Genomic DNA, 17,259 nt, shown 5'->3' with positions numbered 1-17,259 from the left:
GGTAACAATCACAGTAAAAAACTTACAAGGTCAAAAAAATAGAAAATTTTCACCTTGGAGAATTGTTATCAAAACAGAATAAAGGCGTCAGTCGTCAGAATTCAGAATGAATTATGTACTACTGATGGATGAATAACCGAGTTCAAAACCCTTACCATCTCTCTAATTTGGTGCAACACAATTAATGTCGGGTTTAAATCCCCTACTCATTTATTCTGAATTCTGAATTCTGGCGTATCTGTTTTCTTCTCTTGAAATTATTTTTTTTAGCTTTTAGTTTAATGAATCCATGCCATCCCTGAATTTGGCGATCGCCCGTCTCGTAAATACTGGCACTGACAACTTCGCCATTTGGGTGGTCAAGGCTCCGTATCCCAGTGGCTACGTTTTACGTGACTGTGTATGGCCTGTTGAACTTACCCAAGTCTGGCAAGAATGGCAGCAGATGTTTGCTGGTCATGGCCGCCTAGATATTTCCCCTAACTCAACATCTCAAAAGAGCAATCCATTCCCCATAGATTGGATTTCACCTCCTTCAGGTCAACCTACTGGCCCCTACAGCAGTCGTCTGATGCAATACTTGGGAATGAATTTATGGCGCTGGGTATTCGACGGGCAAATTCTTGGTAGTCTAGAACGCAGCCGCGGTATTGCTATGGGTCAGCATACACGTTTGCGCTTTCGACTAGAAATTCGCGACCCGGATCTGATCGCTTTCCCTTGGGAAATTATGCAGCGTGAACCTGGTCAATCGGCGATGTCTCTCTCCCAAGATTTGCTATTTAGTCGCACCACCACAGAAGTTGACGCTTTGCCGTATTTGCGAACTGACCAAGCTTTGAGTATTCTGCTGGTTTTAGGCCATGATGACAAGCTGCAACTAGAACAAGAAGCGGCTATCTTACAGCAAGCTCTTGCAGATACGCCTGGTAATTCCCAAAGATATGCACCTTGTGTAGTGAATCAACTCATTCAACCAACTCCACAACAGTTGATTGATGAATTAGAAACCAAAGAATACAATGTTTTCTTTTACGCTGGACATGGTTTGCCAGACCCAGACGGAGGGTTACTGTTTTTGCGACCAGATATGCCCCTCAATGGCATAGAATTGGCGCAAGTATTGACTCGTACAGGTGTGAAACTAGCAGTTTTCAACGCCTGTTGGGGCGCACAACCAGCTGCGATCGATCGTCAAGCTATCCCTGCCAGCAGTTTAGCAGAAGTATTGATTCGTCATGGTGTGCCTGCGGTTTTGGGGATGCGCGATGAAATCGCTGACCACGAAAGCCACAGTTTTATTCAGGCCTTTACCGAAGCTTTGCGATCGCACAAGCCAATTGATGAAGCCGTAGCACAGGCTAGGCAAGAGTTGTTAACACTGTATAAATTTAATCAACCTGCTTGGACTTTGCCTGTTCTCTACCTGCATCCAGATTTTAATGGCGAACTCATTAAGAATCTGGATGAAGGTATTACTGAACTTCCAGATACAGCCATTCCTGATGTCGGTTCCTCGCTTCCGATTGCCAGTTTACGATCGCTGACTCCAAAAGGTAAAACCTGGTTACTGCGTTATGGAGTTACCCGCATCGGCCGCACGAAAGATAATGATATTGTCATTCCCGAACCATCTGTATCCAAACGCCACGCCGAAATCTTCTGCCGCAACACTCTTACAGATGCTACACTAATGCGAACTTATTACTTGCAAGATTTTTCCACCTACGGGACAACCTGGTTTTTAGGCCCTAATGGCTGGCAACAAATCCTCCGAGAGGAAGTCCCTTTGAAATCGGGGATGCAGTTAAAGTTTGGAAGTGCTAGAGGTGAAACCTGGGAGTTTGTGATTGAAGACTCCTAGCAAAGCTATTGCATAAATGAATTTGAGCCTTTAGCATTAACTTTTAAAATCTGTTTTTTTTGGAGAAAAAATCAACAGTTTTTGCGGAAATCTCTTCTTAGAACTTGTAGCTGTCAATACCACCAAATAATCATGAGGGAAGAAAATATGGCTCACAAAATTAACGGCTCAGACACTTTCTCATCTTTGCCATCTCAAGTAGATTTAGAGTTATTAGAAGCGTTACTAGAACCAGAGGATGCTAACTATCCCTGGAATCCATGTGATGAAGAATCAGAAGCTTATTTTCAAGAACTAGAACAACAGTTCGGAATGGAAGATTTGCAGGGTGTTGAACTAATGAGGCGATCGCAAGATTTTTACGGACATCTAGATACACTTTGGTCTAGCATTACTCCGACACCTGAACGCAATAATAACCTACAACAGGCAGTAGTGTTTAACCTTCAAGAAACATTACGTACAAATTTTTCTGCCTGTGTCCCTCAAATATTGCTCAACACCATCGCCACCAAAGCTGCTGAGATATTTGCCGCTCGCCAATTAATCAGCGAGCAACTGGTTGAGTGCGTTCAGACAGTACTACCAGCTTGGGGAACAGAGGATCTGATCGTTTTGGCTCGTCCTTTTGCTTACGCTATGCGAAGTAGGGAATCGCAAAATGTGGCATCTGCACTCGGTAGTCTTCAAAATAGCGAGTGGACCGCTTTATCAGAAGTAGATAAAGCAAAAGTTAGTTTAGCGATCGCTTCTTATGCTTTTACTGAACTTAACAAGTCTCAGCCAGAACTATGAATGGGGAATAGGGAGTAGGAAAAGTTTTCATTCTGCATTGTGTTCGTGTAACCCGCGCTTTGCGTTCACTCGATTCAGAGGTGTTTTTTGCAAAGATGTTGGTTTCCCTTACGCAAGGATATCGAGTCGAAAATCAAGACTTTTTGCAAGAAGTTTAATGATTTTTATTTTTATAGGTATATTTACCCCAGAATAAATTAACAGTACGCTGATTTTCAAATGAGGCCATCTATCCCAAGAGGTAGATACTCAAGCATTGGTTGTTCTCCTCCATCTTCCCCATCTCCCCCTGCCCCCTGCTCCCTGCTCCCCCTACTTTGGGCCAAGAAAACGGGTAGCAAAATTTTGCGATCGCGTTGGTGACAGCGCCCGTGCCTTGAGAATTGCCGCCATCAAAAAGGCGTAAGATAACACTCCAACAACTACCAATAGTAAGGCATTGATTGACCCTGTAGCATTCCAGAGAGCGTGGAGCGCCGAAGCACTCAGATAACCAATAGATAGAATTTGCCAACTTCTACTAGGTTTGAGGACAGCCAACCCGATAAAATAACCCAAATAGCCACTATAAGCCATGTGTCCGGCTACAGAGCCTAAAATTCGCGGAATTAGCAGTTGTAAACCTGCCAGTTGACCGGCAGCCCCTATACCCACCTGTTGCGTGACATTTTGAGTGATATCAGGCACATACTGACCGAGGGTTTCCAAGAGAGTAAAACCAACAGCAGAAGCCGTACCCAAGAGGATACCATCTAGAGGTTCCCAAATGCCGATACGTTCTCGCCAAGGTGAAGACAACATTCTACCGATGGCAAAAGCCCCTAGTACAGGTAATGCCTTGAGTAATTCCTCCATCAACCCAGCGCCAAAAAACATCCGCACCAGTAACTCTGTGAAGGTGATAGATTCTTGGGGTGTGGGCAAGCTTCCAGGTAAAATGCCGCGAAATACGAAAATAAATAGATCCAACAGGGGACTGAGCAAAATCAGGATTGTACCCAATGACGTAGCCATTAGCACCCACCAAGGCTTTTGTTTGCCGCAAAGTTGGTAAACAAAATAGTAGGCAGCGAAGGCGATATAACTTGCGACAATCACTTGATTAGCTTGTGGGCGACCGACTGTAGCGAACATCAGTACCACAAAAATTACGGTCAGTATTCCCGGTACGAGGTAAGCTTTAGTAGTTAAATCTTTACCCGTGGAAATAATTGGAAAAAGCTGGGTGAAGCTAACAGAATCTGGCTGCTTTAATTGTGTGTGGTTGTGGTAGTCCGTCGCCGAAGGCAGTGGTGTAACTTGGTTCACTGTCGTCGCCGGAGTCAGTGAGGTATACTCGTATTCAAAAATGTATTGCGGCCCATCAGCACCTAGAGAAATGCGATCGCCTGGGTGCAATTCCTGACATTCATATAAGCGTTGTCCATTCAAATAAGTGCCATTAGCACTATTCAAGTCACAAAGCACCCAGCTAAATTTGCTATCTGGGGATAGAGAGAGGGGACGAACCACTGCATGACGACGAGATACCATTCGGTACATCATGGCATCCAAGACAACTTGGCAGCTGGGGTCGCGTCCAATTACCATCTCTTTACTGGGGGGCAGCGAGTAGCGAGATTCTGCTCCCAAAGCTGCCCCATTACCAGACACTAGCCGCAGAAATGCATTATGTCTTGCGTTTTTGCCTGTCATCGATAAGAAGTGCGTTTCTAAACTAATTCTTCACATAATTTGGCAGCAGGACTAACCTTAGCCACATTAGCAGCAGCATTGCTAAATCCACTATAGCTTCACTTCTTGCTAAGAAATTTAAAATTATTGGTGCAAGATTTCAAATTGTTTCACCTCATGTAAAGAAGTATTCCATCTGCTGAGAGTTTGCCCTAAAACTGGCTTGTTCGGCGGCTCAATCAGATTGTCTCGATGCTGTACTTTTGACATCGTAGCTGCAAATTAAACCCACTGCAATTTATTAAAAAATAGTATTTTTTACTGCATTTAGTTCCATTTCAAAAATATATAATTTTTAGTCGTCTGTTGTCAGTTGTTTTTGCCAAAGCTCTTTTGGAGTAGGGAGTAGGGAAAGAAACTGTTATGAAGTGAACCAAAAGATTTATAGTATCTTGTCTCAAACAACTGTAGTCAATTCTGGGTGTTCAATCTTAGTTCCAAGTACTGTGAGGAATTCTGCTAGCCAATGTGGGTGAGCAGGCCAAGCTGGTGCTGTCACTAAGTTACCATCAACTATTGCCCGATCGACAGGGATATCAACATAGATTCCTCCAGCACTCTTGATATCTGGGCTACAAGCAGGGTAGCCAGTACATCTCTTGCCTTGCAGTACATCAGCAGCTGCTAATAACTGCAAGGCGTGGCAAATGGCAGCAATCGGTTTATTGGCTTGGGCAAAGTGACGGGTGATTTCTAGCACCTGCTGATTGAGGCGGAGATATTCTGGTGCCCTTCCTCCAGGAATGACTAAGGCATCGTAGGTTGTGGCTTCTACTTCTGCAAACGTTGCGTTTAAAGTAAAATTGTGTCCGGGTTTTTCGCTGTAAGTCTGGTCTCCTTCAAAGTCATGAACTGCTGTCCGCACCCGATCGCCAGCTTTTTTATCGGGGCAAACTGCATGGACAGTGTGTCCCACCACTTGCAATGTCTGGAAAGGAACCATCACTTCATAGTCTTCTACATAGTCGCCAACAAGCATCAAAAGTTTCTTTGCGGCCATATATTTGTTACCCTCACCTATTAGTCATCAATAGTTGTTTATAAAGTAAATATTAATTTAGAGTCAGCTTTTTTCGGCGTTAGTTTATGTACGAGTTTTTGATACCTAACATCAATCACTGTGCTGTCATGTATCATTTCAGAGTGGCAACTTAACAAAAATTAATACATCTTCTAGGAACACGACGATAATTCAACGATCGCGATCGAATGGTAAATTAAAGCAGATTAAATTCTGCGATCGCTCTCGGAAAATTTTTGTTTTCATGTCCTGGCTGGCTGAGTTTAATCAAAGCAAAACGCTGTAAGGGTGTTAAAGCTGCCCAATGTTGCTGTGTCAGGGTTACACCTATTTCTTGAGCTTTTTCTTGAACCCTAGCTGGTACAGTGGCATCTAGCCATGCAGGATGAGGCTCAATGGGCAATTTTGTCGCTGGTACACCTGTGCGTTGTATGATTAATTGCTCGATATGCTCGCGGTAAGACTGAATTTCTGTTTCTGTAGTGCAAGGTAATTCCACTAAAGCTTGCCGTTCACCTGTCGTCATTTGATTCCAATCAGACAATTTTAGCTTGATACCACAGGTATCTAATTTACAACGCACCTGCATAGGGATGCAACGCAGAGAATCAACAAAGTCTGCTTCAAATTGAAAGAAATCTGTCACGTCGCTTCGCTCCGAATTCAAAATTAATAATTGATCCTGTTGCTTAACAAACCCAAAATTGCTGTACTTTAAAAGTGGTCTGTATTCCATACAATTGAGAACCACTATAGTTTGTTACGCATTTTATTTAGCTTGGATCTTTGGAATTACTGAGACGAATTATTAAATAACTAATTGATAAAGCAAGAATAGCTATACCTAAGCCAATTATATCAATTCCTGGAACTTTTTCTAAGTCAAGAATAATAATTTTTCTGGCAACAGCTATTAAAGAAGTGACAATCACTAATTCAACCTGAAAAACATGTCGTCGGAGATAGGCGGTAATATTTTCTAATATTTCTAAAGCAATTAAAATATTTAAAAATAAACCAAAAATTTTATACAAAGTGGAGTTAAATTGTCCATAAGGAACTGTAAATAACTCTTTAAAAATAAAAATTCCTAAATCTCCGATCGTTACCAAAATTACGACCACCATAAAAATAGATAGAACTTTAGAAACTAGCACTTCTATATTTTCAATAATGTGCATGAAGTTCTCATCTGTGGTAGCTCTTAGAATTCGCCTCATTAGCTTTTTCATCTGCTGCACCCAATTCTCAAATAAAATAAAATCCCATAGATAAATCTAAAGGATTGAAAAAAATTGACAATTTTTTGTAAGTTTCTATGCTTTTTTATTCTTTATCCATAGCGAAAATAAACTCTAGTAAAATCCCTTGTTACTAAAAATTTACCTCTTTAGATATAGTAATTGGTAACAGTCAAAATTAGAGAGTTATAAAAAATGATAATAACTATTGACTATTGATTATTGACGAAATTACCTGTTGCTGGTTATGAATTACCACTTCTGAGCTACACTTTGCAGCTTACTATTGTGAGGACTGGAGTTGATAATCTTTGATGGGAACTTCCACCGAAATTGGTATCAACTGCACAGCACAGGCTTTTAATTCTGGTTGTAGCGAATCGGGGCAAGATTCTGGATGGGTGAGGGCGTTGGCTTCGGCATTATCTGCCCACAGCGAACCCCAGTGCATAGGGACAAAAACTGTACCAGGTGCGATCGTTTTTGTGACTTTAGCAGGAAACTTCGCTTTACCACGACGCGATCGCACTTCCACATTCATACTATCGGCAATACCTAACCGAGCCGCATCACGGGGATGAATTTCGATAAACGGTTCGGGATGCATTTTGCAAATTTTTTCAATTCGACCAGTGCGTGTCTGCGTATGCCAATGTCCGTAAAGTCTTCCAGTAGTTAGTACAAACGGATAATTTGGGTCTGGTGGTTCCGCCAATCCCTTGGAGTAATATGCCCCAAATCGAGCGCGTCCGTCAGGGGTGTGGAAGCGGAGATTGGTGTAGAGGCGTTTGGAGTTAGGAGTAGAGACGCGATTAATCGCGTCTGTACAAGAGTCAGAAGATTCTAATTCATAACTTTTTTCTGGGTGAGGCCATTGAGTCGGCCCTTTTGCTTGTAATTGCGGGTGACTGACACCTGTCATATCGCAGGGGCGATTTTTAGTTAGTTTGACAAACTCAGCATAAACATCAGCAGAGTTAGCAAAGGCAAATTCTTTCTCAAAACCTAATCTCCGTCCAACTTCGGCAAAAATTTCCCAATCGGCTTTAGCTTCTCTTGGTGGTTGGCGAAATGCTTGACACAGAGTTACCGTCCGTTCGGAGTTTGTCATCACGCCAGTTTTTTCACCCCACTGAGCTGCTGGTAGTAGAACGTGAGCGTAGGCAGAAGTTTCTGTGGGATAATATGCGTCTTGGTAAATAGTGAAAGGCGATCGCAACAATGCCTTTTTAGTCCGCTCTAAATCTGGCATACTCACAGCGGGATTAGTAGCTGCAATCCACAGTAATCCGACAGCGCCATTTTCCAACCCAGTAATCATGTCCCAAGCAGTCAAACCGGGATTGGGTGAAATTTGTCCTGGCTTGAGTCCCCAAAACTCTTCAACTTCTGCACGGTGCTGGGGATTTTTCACTACTCGATAACCCGGTAATAAATGCGCCAAACCTCCGGCTTCCCGTCCTCCCATCGCGTTCGGTTGACCAGTAAGGGAAAAAGGGCCAGCTCCAGGTTTGCCAATCTGTCCAGTCATCAGGTGCAGGTTAATAATCGTTCTAACCTTAGCCGTCCCTTCTGAGGATTGATTTACACCCATTGACCACAAAGATAGTACCCGCTCAGATTTACCCCAGTAACGTGCTGCTGTTTCTAAATCTTCAATACTGATTCCACATTGACGAGCTACCACTTCTGGCGGATAGTGGCGAATCACCTCAGCATAAGCCGGAAAGTTGCTGGTGCAGTCGTCCATGAACATCGTATCAATATAGTTCCAGCCCATCAACAAGTGGGCAATGCCGTTCAACAAGTCGATATCTGTACCGGGACGAATGGCTAAATGTAAATCAGCGGCTTCTGCGGTTGGTGTGCGACGGGGATCGACCACAATCATTTTGACTTTGCGGTTCTTTTTGTGATATTTCTCCAGTCGATTGAAAACGATGGGGTGACATTCAGCCGTATTAGTACCAATTAAAAATGCACAGTCGGTTAACTCCAAGTCATCGTAACAGCATGGGGGCCCATCTGAACCAAAGCTTTGAATGTACCCAGCCACAGCACTAGACATACATAAGCGAGAGTTGGCATCAAAATTATTAGTACCCAGACAGCCTTTCATAAGTTTCTGGGCTATGTAGTAATCCTCAGTTTGAAACTGACCGGAACCATACATACATAAGGCTTCTGGCCCTTGAGTGAAACGCACGGTTTGAATGCGTTTGGCGATCAGATCGAAAGCTTCATCCCAGCTAACGCGGCGAAACTCTCGCTCTAAGGAGTCTCGCACCATTGGGTAATGTAATCTATTTTTATCTAAAGATTCTGCGATCGTTGCACCTTTGACGCAAACCATACCCTGACTGGATGGATGGGCTTTATCACCCCGCACCCGCCAAGTCGGATTTCCTTGACTATCTCGATTAGTTGCTTTGCCAAGTTGGGCTGGGGGTGAAACTTCTAAACCACAGCCAACACCACAGTAGGGGCAGAGAGTTTTGGTAAATTCACTCATGGCAGTTGTACCATTTTGTTATTTTGATTGTGCAACCTCAGATGTAGCGGCAGTTTGAGAAATTTGTTTAGGCAAAAACTGTTTGAAACTCTTATTCCTTTGTGTCCTTGGCGTCTCGGAAAGAAGACGCAGAGAGCGCAGAGGGAAAAAAAGGAGATTTTCATGAATTAGGATTGTTATGGAAGGATGAAGTGTAAAGTTCCTAATTCAGATTTGATAGTGAATTTTCTACTTCATCCTTGAGTTGATTATTCTTCAGTTAAGAAGATAGGGTTTTTCGTTGCGGTTTCTGGTAATTCACCTTCAAATGCAGGAGCAAAGGAACCTTTTGGTTCTTTGAGGAAGAAGGCACACATGAAAGCACAGACTAGTGCAGCTAAACCCATTGTGGAAAATAATGTGGGAGCGTCGGTTAAGCTGAAAATGGTCAGGTAAACTACGCCGCCAAAATTACCGTAAGCTCCCACATTCCCGGCAATTTGTCCAGTGGCTTCTTTTTTAATTAGGGGGACGATGCTGTAGGTTGCACCGCAGCCAGCTTGGGCAAAGTAAGCGGCAATCATTGTCACTGCGATCGCTACCGGAATCGGCCAGTTACTATTAATAAAATGTGCCATCAAATAACTAACACCAATGCCAGCGCTGATAATTGTCATTGTCCATTTTCGGGAGTTAAATTTATCAGAAATTAAGCCACCACTAGGACGAGAAATCAAATTTAAGAATGGATAGGTAGCAGCAATCATCCCAGCGACAACATGTTCTAAAGCAAAGGTTTTTTCAAAGAATGCTGGAAGCATAGAAACGGCTGCCAGTTCGCTACCAAAGTTAGTTATATAAGTGAATTCGAGTAAGGCTACTTGACCAAATTGGAAGCGTTCGGATGGAGCGTAAGTTTTCTTGCCAATTAAAAGTTCTCGGTTTACTTCCCAAGCTTTGTAACTTTGGTAAGCAAATAATCCTGCTAATAGTAACCAAATCAAATACATTTGGTTCAAAGTTAGGAAGTGAATGTTCTTTTGTTCCAAACGCCAAGCCAATAAACCCAAGGCGAAAATTAAACCAAAATTCGAGACAATCATCGCCCAGAAGCTTTTAACACTGGTCACTTCTAGAGAACCATTTTTCTTAGGTTTTTTGTAAATTTTACCTGTAGGCGTATCTTGGACGTTGTTGTAATAAATTACGCCGTAGATAGCTGCAATAATCCCTGTAAATGCGATCGCAAATCGCCAGTTAGAAGCACCACCAGCGAAAAAGCTCGTAGAGACTGCAAGTATCGGTAAAGCAAATTCTGCGCCAAAAGCCCCAAAGTTACCCCAACCGCCATAAATACCTTGAGCAATTCCCATCTCCTTCGGCTGGAACCATTCGGACACCATACGGATACCCACAACGAATCCAGATCCGACAATTCCCATCAGCAAACGGCTAATGACTAGTTGATTAAAGTCTTGCGCTAGCGCCGTCGCTAAACAAGGAACAGCCGCAAACATCAGCAGCATTGAGTAGGTGATTCTGGGGCCAAAACGATCCAGAAGCATCCCAATAATTAGGCGTGCGGGAATTGTAAGAGCAAGGTTACAGATACCCAAAGTTTTGATTTGTTCTGGTGCTAAATGTAGTTCTCTGCCAATGGTTGTAGCGAAGGGGGCAAAGTTAAACCAACAAACAAAAGTCAGAAAGAAAGCAAACCAAGTCTGATGTAAGATGCGGTAGCGATCGCTAAATGAAAATAAGTTTTTAAGCATTGCAATCTTTCTAATTGAATAAAATACGGAAAAGATGAGCCTTTGAACTCGGAAGTTGCGGCTTTGAGCTCGGAAGTTGCGGCTTTTATCTCGGAAGTTGCGGCTTTGAACTCGGAAGTTGCACCTTTTATCTTGGAAGTTGCGCCTTTGAACTCGGAAGTTGCACCTTTTATCTCGGAAGTTGCACCTTTGAACTCGGAAGTTGCGCCTTTGAACTCGGAAGTTGCACCTTTTATCTCGGAAGTTGCACCTTTGAACTCGGAAGTTGCACCTTTGAACTCGGAAGTTGCGCCTTTAAGGTCAAAATCTGAGTTTTAACCAATGACCAATACTTCGACTACGCTCAGTACAAGTGACAAATGACCAATGACAAATGACAAATGACAAATGACAAATGACAAATGACAAATCCCCAATCAGTTACTAACGACTAAAGCTTCTTTGTTGAGTTTTGCCCCAAACTTTTGGATGAGTAAATCTTGCAATATTGGCTGCAAATCTTCGCATGGGATACCTTTGATGATGCAAGTTCCCAAATGGGCATCTTTGCCAACTTTGCCGCCCATATATATGTCAACACCTTCCAAGGTTTTGCCATTTTTGCGAGTTTTAGTTCCCATCAAGCCGATGTCTGCAACTTGGGGTTGTCCGCAAGAGTTGGGACAACCTGTCCAATGAATTCGCACTGGTTTGGTGAAGGTTAACTCTTCTTCTAAGGCTTTAATCATTGCCAGGGCGCGGTTTTTGGTTTCGATCAGGGCAAAATTGCAAAATTGTGCGCCTGTGCAAGATACTAGCGATCGCGTCAGCAAACCTGGATTGATAGAAAATCTTTCCAGCAAAGGCTCAGTTAAAAATGTTGCTAAACGCGAGTCAGCAATATTGGGGATCACAATGTTTTGCTCAACTGTGAAACGGATTTCGCCAGTACCGTAAACTTCGGCCAGACGGGCAATTTCAAACATATCTTCGGCATACAACCGACCGACAGGAATGTGTAAGCCTGCGTAATTTAATCCTGATTGCTTTTGTTTATATACCCCTATGTGGTCGCGTTTTTCCCAGTCGATCTCGTCTTTAGGTGCTGCGGATATTAATGATTTACCCAAACGGTTTTCTACTTCTGCTCGAAACTTATCTAAACCCCATTCATCGATTAGCCACATCAAGCGCGATTTTTGGCGATTAGCACGCGGGCCATGATCTCGAAATACTTCCAAAACCGCTCTACATAAAGCTACTACATCTTCTGGAGCCACCCAAGCATTCAGAGGAATCGCCGCCTCACAACGTTTAGCTGAGAAAAAGCCACCGACTAAAACGTTAAACCCGAAAATTGGTGACTGGGAAAATTCTTGCCCTATCCCCTGTTCTCTGTCCCCTGTCCCCTCCTTAAATGCTGGCACAAAAGCTAAATCGTTAATTTCAGCGTGAACTGAATTGTCTCGTCCACCTGCGATCGCAATATTAAACTTCCGTGGTAAGTTGCTAAATTCTGGGTTTCCTTCCCCTTTATTGGTGAGCATATCTTGAATTTGCTGTACCAACTCTCGCGTGTCGTACAACTCATCTGCATCTAACCCCGCCACAGGATCGCCTGTGATATTGCGGACGTTATCCATCCCTGACTGAACGCTGGTTAAACCAACTGCGTGAAATCTATTAAAGATGTCTGGTAAATCTTCAATTCTGATCCCCCGTAATTGAATATTCTGTCTAGTAGTAATATCAGCGCAACCATCATCACCGTAACGCTGCACTACTTGCGCTAAAACACGCATCTGGCTGCTGGTAAGAATACCGTTAGGCATCCGCAACCGCATCATAAACTTACCTGGGGTAACTGGGCGAAAAAACACGCCTACCCATTTAAGTCGATGATCGCGATCTGTTTCGTTCATCGCCTCCCAACCCAAGGCGGCAAATTTCTCTATTTCACTCTTGATGGCAAGTCCATCTTTTTCTGCTTTTAATTTCTCAAACTTATTAAGGCTAGTGGTAGTTGCTGTGTCTGTCATGAGTTTGAATCTCGTTGCAAATTACTGATACGATCGGTAACTGTGGTCATAATTTCCCAATTCCAATCAGTCCGTAGTTACATCAGGTGTTGTATCTACGAGATTTAGGGAATAAAAACTTAATATTTAACTACGGCTGATTATTTTTACTCAAGAACATTCCAACACAAAACTTCAAATCCGTGGTTAGTTAAGGAAAATTTGTGACCATTTACATCTTGGGAATTTGTCAAGCAGGTTTAGATAATGTTCATGTAACAATTTCGATACTCATAACTTAAGGTGACTTTTGTGTTAAAATCGTATAAATTGTTACGATTTTTGGAAAAATTTTTCAAAAAATGCATGAGTAGTATGCATTACTTGCATTAAAGTCACCCATAAGCGATGCAGCGCCCTTAATCAACGGTATTTGAGAAAACTGAAGTAATTTTGGATCGCCATAGACTAATCTAAAATCCAAAATTGAATGGGAGATGTTAGCTAAAACTTAGATATTATTTCAGCAGTTATGAAACGTCGTGACTTTATTAATTGGGTAGGTTTGGGCTGGATTGCGAGTTCTCTACCTGTAGCGATCGCAGCTTGTTCTTCTCAAACAACTCCAGCATCTAAAGATTGGCAAACAGTAGGTACATCGGCAGATTTAGATAAAACAGGTCAATTGCTGGCAAAAAACTCACCTGCTGGGCCTGTGCTAGTAGTCGGCACATCTAAAGCCGGAAATCTAACTGCTGTTGACCCTACTTGTACTCATGCAGGTTGCACTGTAGCATGGAAAGCAGATGCCAAAAAATTCGCTTGTCCCTGTCATGGTTCGGAATATGGAGCCGATGGTAAAGTGCAAAAAGGCCCAGCAACCGACCCCCTAAAAACTTACGCCGCTAAGATTGAGGGCAATTCTGTTTTAGTTAAGCCAAGCTAGTGGAGGCAGGGGACAGGAGGTAGAAAATTGATAATTCAAGCAAGATATTGTGAGTAATATCAAACAGCTTTTGGTACTAGCCGAGGCAGCACATAATGCCGCTGATTGGTCATCACTAATTCAATATTTGCAACAATTAGTTTTAGGGGTAGATTCGGAAGATCCAGAGATAGTTAAAAATCGAGAATATCTTCTGAAATTAACACTTTCCATCTTAGAAATGGGGGATTTTCAGCAACGATGGGAAATTGCCAAAGTGTTGACTCACTTAGGAAATATTGCTATTCCACCTCTGATTGAAATATTAGAAGATGAAGAGGCAGAAGAAGAATTGCGCTGGTATGCGGCAAGGACTTTGGGCGAATTTAAACACCCAGAAGCCATCGCATCAATAGTTGAATTGTTGAAAAATGATGAGGATGAAGAACTCAAAGCGATCGCAGCTACAGCACTGGGACAAATGGGTACTGTTGCGATTGCTTCACTAACTGAACTTCTATTAGATGAAAATACACGATTGTTAGCAGTGCGATCGCTTTGTTGTATTCGGCAACCAGAAACCATCACGCCGCTGTTGAGTGTAGTGCAAGATCCACAAGCAGCAATCCGCGCCGCCGCAATTGAAGCCCTCAGCAGTTTTCATGACGAACGCATACCGCCAGTATTGTTGAAAGCTTTGGACGATCCAGCCGCCACAGTGAGGCGTGCAGCAGTGCTTGGTTTGGGTTTTCGCCCCGATTTACATCAAGCATTAGATTTAATAACGAAACTGCAACCCAAACTTTACGACTTTAACCTTGATGTTTGTTGTGCAGCCGCAGTTACCCTTTCTCGAATTGGTAGTGATGAGGCTGCTAAATACTTATTTGATTTGCTGATTTCACCTCAGACACCGATAACGCTGCAATTAGAAACTATCCGCGCTTTAAGTTGGATGGGAACGTTATCGAGTTTGGAATATTTGCAAACAGCACTGAATCAAAGTACATCAGAAACAGTGTGGCAAGAAATTGTCACAGTTTTGGGACGAGTGCAAAAACCGGAGTTAACTACACCAGCGGTAGAAATATTACTGCAAATACTGCGATCCCTTCTCTACGAGACGCTACGCGAACAGCAAGCTTCTCTACGAGATGCTCCGCGAATGCTAACGCAGCATCCGGCCACAGAGGTTGCTAGCATCAAAAGTGCGATCGCTTTATCTTTAGGACAGTTAGGCGAAATGCAGGCAATTGAACCATTGATTTCCCTGTTAGCCGATCCGAATGCATCGGTGAGACTACATGCGATCGCAGCACTGAAAAATCTGAATGAGGAAGCCACACATCAACAATTGCAGCAGTTAGCGAATAATGATGCAATCACACCAGATTTAAAACAAGGAATAGCGATCGCTTTAGCCGAATGGTAAATTTCAGTGTCAACTTTTAATCGCGTAGCGTCTCGTAAAGTCTGCGGCATAGCTACGCTTAGGGCGCAGCGTCTCCTAGATAAGAGAGGATTAAAATCCTGATTACAAACCTTTAATTATTTATGCCGTTCTACTGAACTGGCAAGAAAAGTATTCCTTAAGTCTAAAGTAAGACACATCTGGAGTATGAAGTTATAAGTTTTCAGGTGAAATAAGATTGTGAAGTATTCTTAATAGAGTCTCAACTGCTAGCAGCATCCGGCTGTATAGAGTTTTTAGTTCATTTAGATCGAAATAACTAAAAGCTAATGTCAATAAAGTAATTATATAGGACTCGTATTTGATTTTTGAAAACAACTCAGTATACATTTATTCCTTCTTCCCTATTCCCTCCCTACGCAAATAATTTCTCCGAATCAAAGCGGATTCCTATATAAACTAACCTAACTTGAATGTCAAATTAATTCTTGGGATATAAGTGGTTTTACTCTTATGGTAGAAGTCTGATGAAAAACTAACACTTATGCTATCTAACAGTAACAAAATGATTCACAATAAGTAATGAATAAAAATAGGATAGATAGAAATAAGTGTAACAATAGTTATTTTCTATTTTGAACAAGCGATTTTGTTCGTAAGTTCTTAATCCTAAATTAGTAATTACTGATTATGAGTTATTTTGCTTAATGTGACAAAGAAAGAACGAGTTGTTGGTAGTATTTCAAATACTTTCAACTTTTCCAGAAGAAGTTAAGTAAAATACTCTGCAATCTGCCTCGTCATAATTTACCTAATTTAGCAGTGGATTGAAGAGACAATATTGCTTTTGTAAATCAATCAACGATACAAATCTAGAAAATAAAAGGAACCATAAGCATGAAGCCTTTCAATTTATCTAAAGCTGTTTTAGCTACTGTATTTGCCATCAGTTTCGCTTCTGTATCCTTACCTACTTTAGTTTCCGCCCAAAGTGGAGGTTCCGGCAGTGGAGGCTCCGGTAGCGGAAGCTCCGGTGGTAGCACTGGCTCAGGTACTGGAACTGGAACTACAGGCACTGGAACCGGGACAACAGGCACTGGAACTGGGACTGGAACCGGGACTGGCTTAGGTACTGGAACTGGAACTACAGGCACTGGAACTGGGACAACGGGCAGTGGAACCGGGACAACAGGCAGTGGCTTAGGTACCGGAACTGGAACTACAGGCACTGGCACAACGGGCAGTGGAACCGGGACAACAGGCAGTGGCTTAGGTACTGGAACTGGAACTACAGGCACTGGAACTGGGACAACGGGCAGTGGAACTGGAACTACAGGCACTGGCACAACGGGCACTGGAACCGGGACAACGGGCACTGGAACCGGGACAACAGGCACTGATGCCACAGGCACTGGAACTACAGGTGGTGGAACAACGGGCAGTGGAACAACAGGCACTGGTACTGATACCACAGGTGGAACAACGGGCAGTGGAACAACAGGCACTGGCACTGATACCACAGGTGGAACAACAGGTACTGGCACTGATACCACAGGTAGTGGAACAACAGGCACTGGCACTGATGCCACAGGTACTAACAGAAATACAGGTGTCGCAGCTTCCGAAAGAACTAGCGATCGCGGTTTCAATTTTGGTTGGCTAGGTTTACTTGGTCTAGCTGGTTTAGCTGGACTGCGTAATCGCGAAAAAGTTCGGGCTTATAGAGATCCCGATGAAGTAACAGGTTCTCGCTCTAGATAGCATTCACCACATTTTAGGAGGGCACAGCTATAGTTTGTGCCCTCTATGTCTTTTGCAAATCTGATGCGATCGCAGCTGTATCCCTAAGTTGTACAAAAACAACCTGACCTACGGTAACATTCAGGTAATTGAGATGCGAAGTTCAAATGATTACTTTATCTCAATTAGAAACCGCTATATAATCCGTCGCATAACGATCGAGTGAAACACTGATAGTTCGCTACAGTTCAACTATTAGCTTCTGTAA

14 protein-coding genes are annotated in these 17,259 nt (G+C 42.8%); 6 read left to right on the top strand and 8 right to left on the bottom strand.

Going from position 1 to position 17,259, the window contains the following annotated elements:
- The first annotated feature begins 289 nt into the window (after positions 1–289).
- Both ACR5KR_RS05845 and ACR5KR_RS05840 read left to right on the top strand, forming a co-directional pair.
- The gene (locus ACR5KR_RS05845) at positions 290–1,864 is read left to right on the top strand and encodes a CHAT domain-containing protein (RefSeq protein WP_445627369.1); all 1,575 of its coding nucleotides are present in this window, start codon (positions 290–292) and stop codon (positions 1,862–1,864) included.
- Between the two features lie 147 nt (positions 1,865–2,011).
- Positions 2,012–2,659: a hypothetical protein gene (locus ACR5KR_RS05840; RefSeq protein ID WP_448265802.1), complete on the top strand. Its 648-nt coding sequence runs from the start codon at positions 2,012–2,014 to the stop codon at positions 2,657–2,659.
- A gap of 312 nt (positions 2,660–2,971) precedes the next feature.
- Here the strand turns inward: ACR5KR_RS05840 and ACR5KR_RS05835 are convergent, their stop codons facing one another.
- From ACR5KR_RS05835 to ACR5KR_RS05805, 7 genes are all read right to left on the bottom strand, one after another.
- On the bottom strand, positions 2,972–4,354 hold the full coding sequence (locus tag ACR5KR_RS05835; protein ID WP_445627371.1) for a PrsW family glutamic-type intramembrane protease: 1,383 nt from the start codon (positions 4,352–4,354) through the stop codon (positions 2,972–2,974).
- Positions 4,355–4,477: 123 nt separating this feature from the next.
- Positions 4,478–4,603 (bottom strand): hypothetical protein, encoded by a 126-nt coding sequence (locus tag ACR5KR_RS05830; protein ID WP_335002856.1) that lies wholly within the window; start codon positions 4,601–4,603, stop codon positions 4,478–4,480.
- A 187-nt stretch (positions 4,604–4,790) separates the two neighbouring features.
- The gene (locus ACR5KR_RS05825; protein WP_445627372.1) at positions 4,791–5,393 is read right to left on the bottom strand and encodes a DJ-1/PfpI family protein; all 603 of its coding nucleotides are present in this window, start codon (positions 5,391–5,393) and stop codon (positions 4,791–4,793) included.
- 217 nt (positions 5,394–5,610) lie between these two features.
- Positions 5,611–6,060, bottom strand: a complete 450-nt coding sequence (locus ACR5KR_RS05820; RefSeq protein ID WP_445627373.1) for a nitrate reductase associated protein — start codon at positions 6,058–6,060, stop codon at positions 5,611–5,613.
- A 127-nt stretch (positions 6,061–6,187) separates the two neighbouring features.
- A complete protein-coding gene (locus tag ACR5KR_RS05815; RefSeq protein ID WP_445627374.1) occupies positions 6,188–6,646 on the bottom strand; it encodes a phosphate-starvation-inducible PsiE family protein in 459 nt (152 codons plus the stop codon).
- 292 nt (positions 6,647–6,938) lie between these two features.
- On the bottom strand, positions 6,939–9,167 hold the full coding sequence (locus ACR5KR_RS05810; protein WP_448265801.1) for a molybdopterin oxidoreductase family protein: 2,229 nt from the start codon (positions 9,165–9,167) through the stop codon (positions 6,939–6,941).
- Positions 9,168–9,415: 248 nt separating this feature from the next.
- Entirely contained in the window at positions 9,416–10,918 is a 1,503-nt protein-coding gene (locus ACR5KR_RS05805) for a NarK family nitrate/nitrite MFS transporter (RefSeq protein WP_448265800.1), read from the bottom strand.
- Between the two features lie 42 nt (positions 10,919–10,960).
- Here ACR5KR_RS05805 and ACR5KR_RS05800 point away from each other — a divergent pair, with 42 nt between their 5' ends.
- Positions 10,961–11,236 carry a hypothetical protein gene (locus ACR5KR_RS05800; RefSeq protein ID WP_448265799.1) on the top strand — a complete coding sequence of 92 codons (276 nt, stop codon included), beginning with the start codon at positions 10,961–10,963 and terminating at the stop codon, positions 11,234–11,236.
- Positions 11,237–11,334: 98 nt separating this feature from the next.
- On the opposite strand, the gene ACR5KR_RS05795 is transcribed toward ACR5KR_RS05800, so the two are convergent.
- Positions 11,335–12,936, bottom strand: a complete 1,602-nt coding sequence (locus tag ACR5KR_RS05795) for a ferredoxin--nitrite reductase (RefSeq protein WP_448265798.1) — start codon at positions 12,934–12,936, stop codon at positions 11,335–11,337.
- A gap of 511 nt (positions 12,937–13,447) precedes the next feature.
- On the opposite strand from ACR5KR_RS05795, the gene ACR5KR_RS05790 reads away from it, so the two are divergent.
- From ACR5KR_RS05790 to ACR5KR_RS05780, 3 genes are all read left to right on the top strand, one after another.
- Positions 13,448–13,861 carry a QcrA and Rieske domain-containing protein gene (locus tag ACR5KR_RS05790; protein WP_322709271.1) on the top strand — a complete coding sequence of 138 codons (414 nt, stop codon included), beginning with the start codon at positions 13,448–13,450 and terminating at the stop codon, positions 13,859–13,861.
- A 46-nt stretch (positions 13,862–13,907) separates the two neighbouring features.
- A complete protein-coding gene (locus ACR5KR_RS05785) occupies positions 13,908–15,272 on the top strand; it encodes a HEAT repeat domain-containing protein (RefSeq protein WP_448270100.1) in 1,365 nt (454 codons plus the stop codon).
- 876 nt (positions 15,273–16,148) lie between these two features.
- Positions 16,149–17,012 (top strand): WGxxGxxG-CTERM domain-containing protein, encoded by an 864-nt coding sequence (locus tag ACR5KR_RS05780; RefSeq protein WP_448265797.1) that lies wholly within the window; start codon positions 16,149–16,151, stop codon positions 17,010–17,012.
- Positions 17,013–17,259: the final 247 nt, after the last annotated feature.

The sequence above is a fragment of the Nostoc sp. DSM 114159 genome, assembly GCF_053470285.1.
This window is presented reverse-complemented; position numbering and strand designations above follow the sequence as displayed.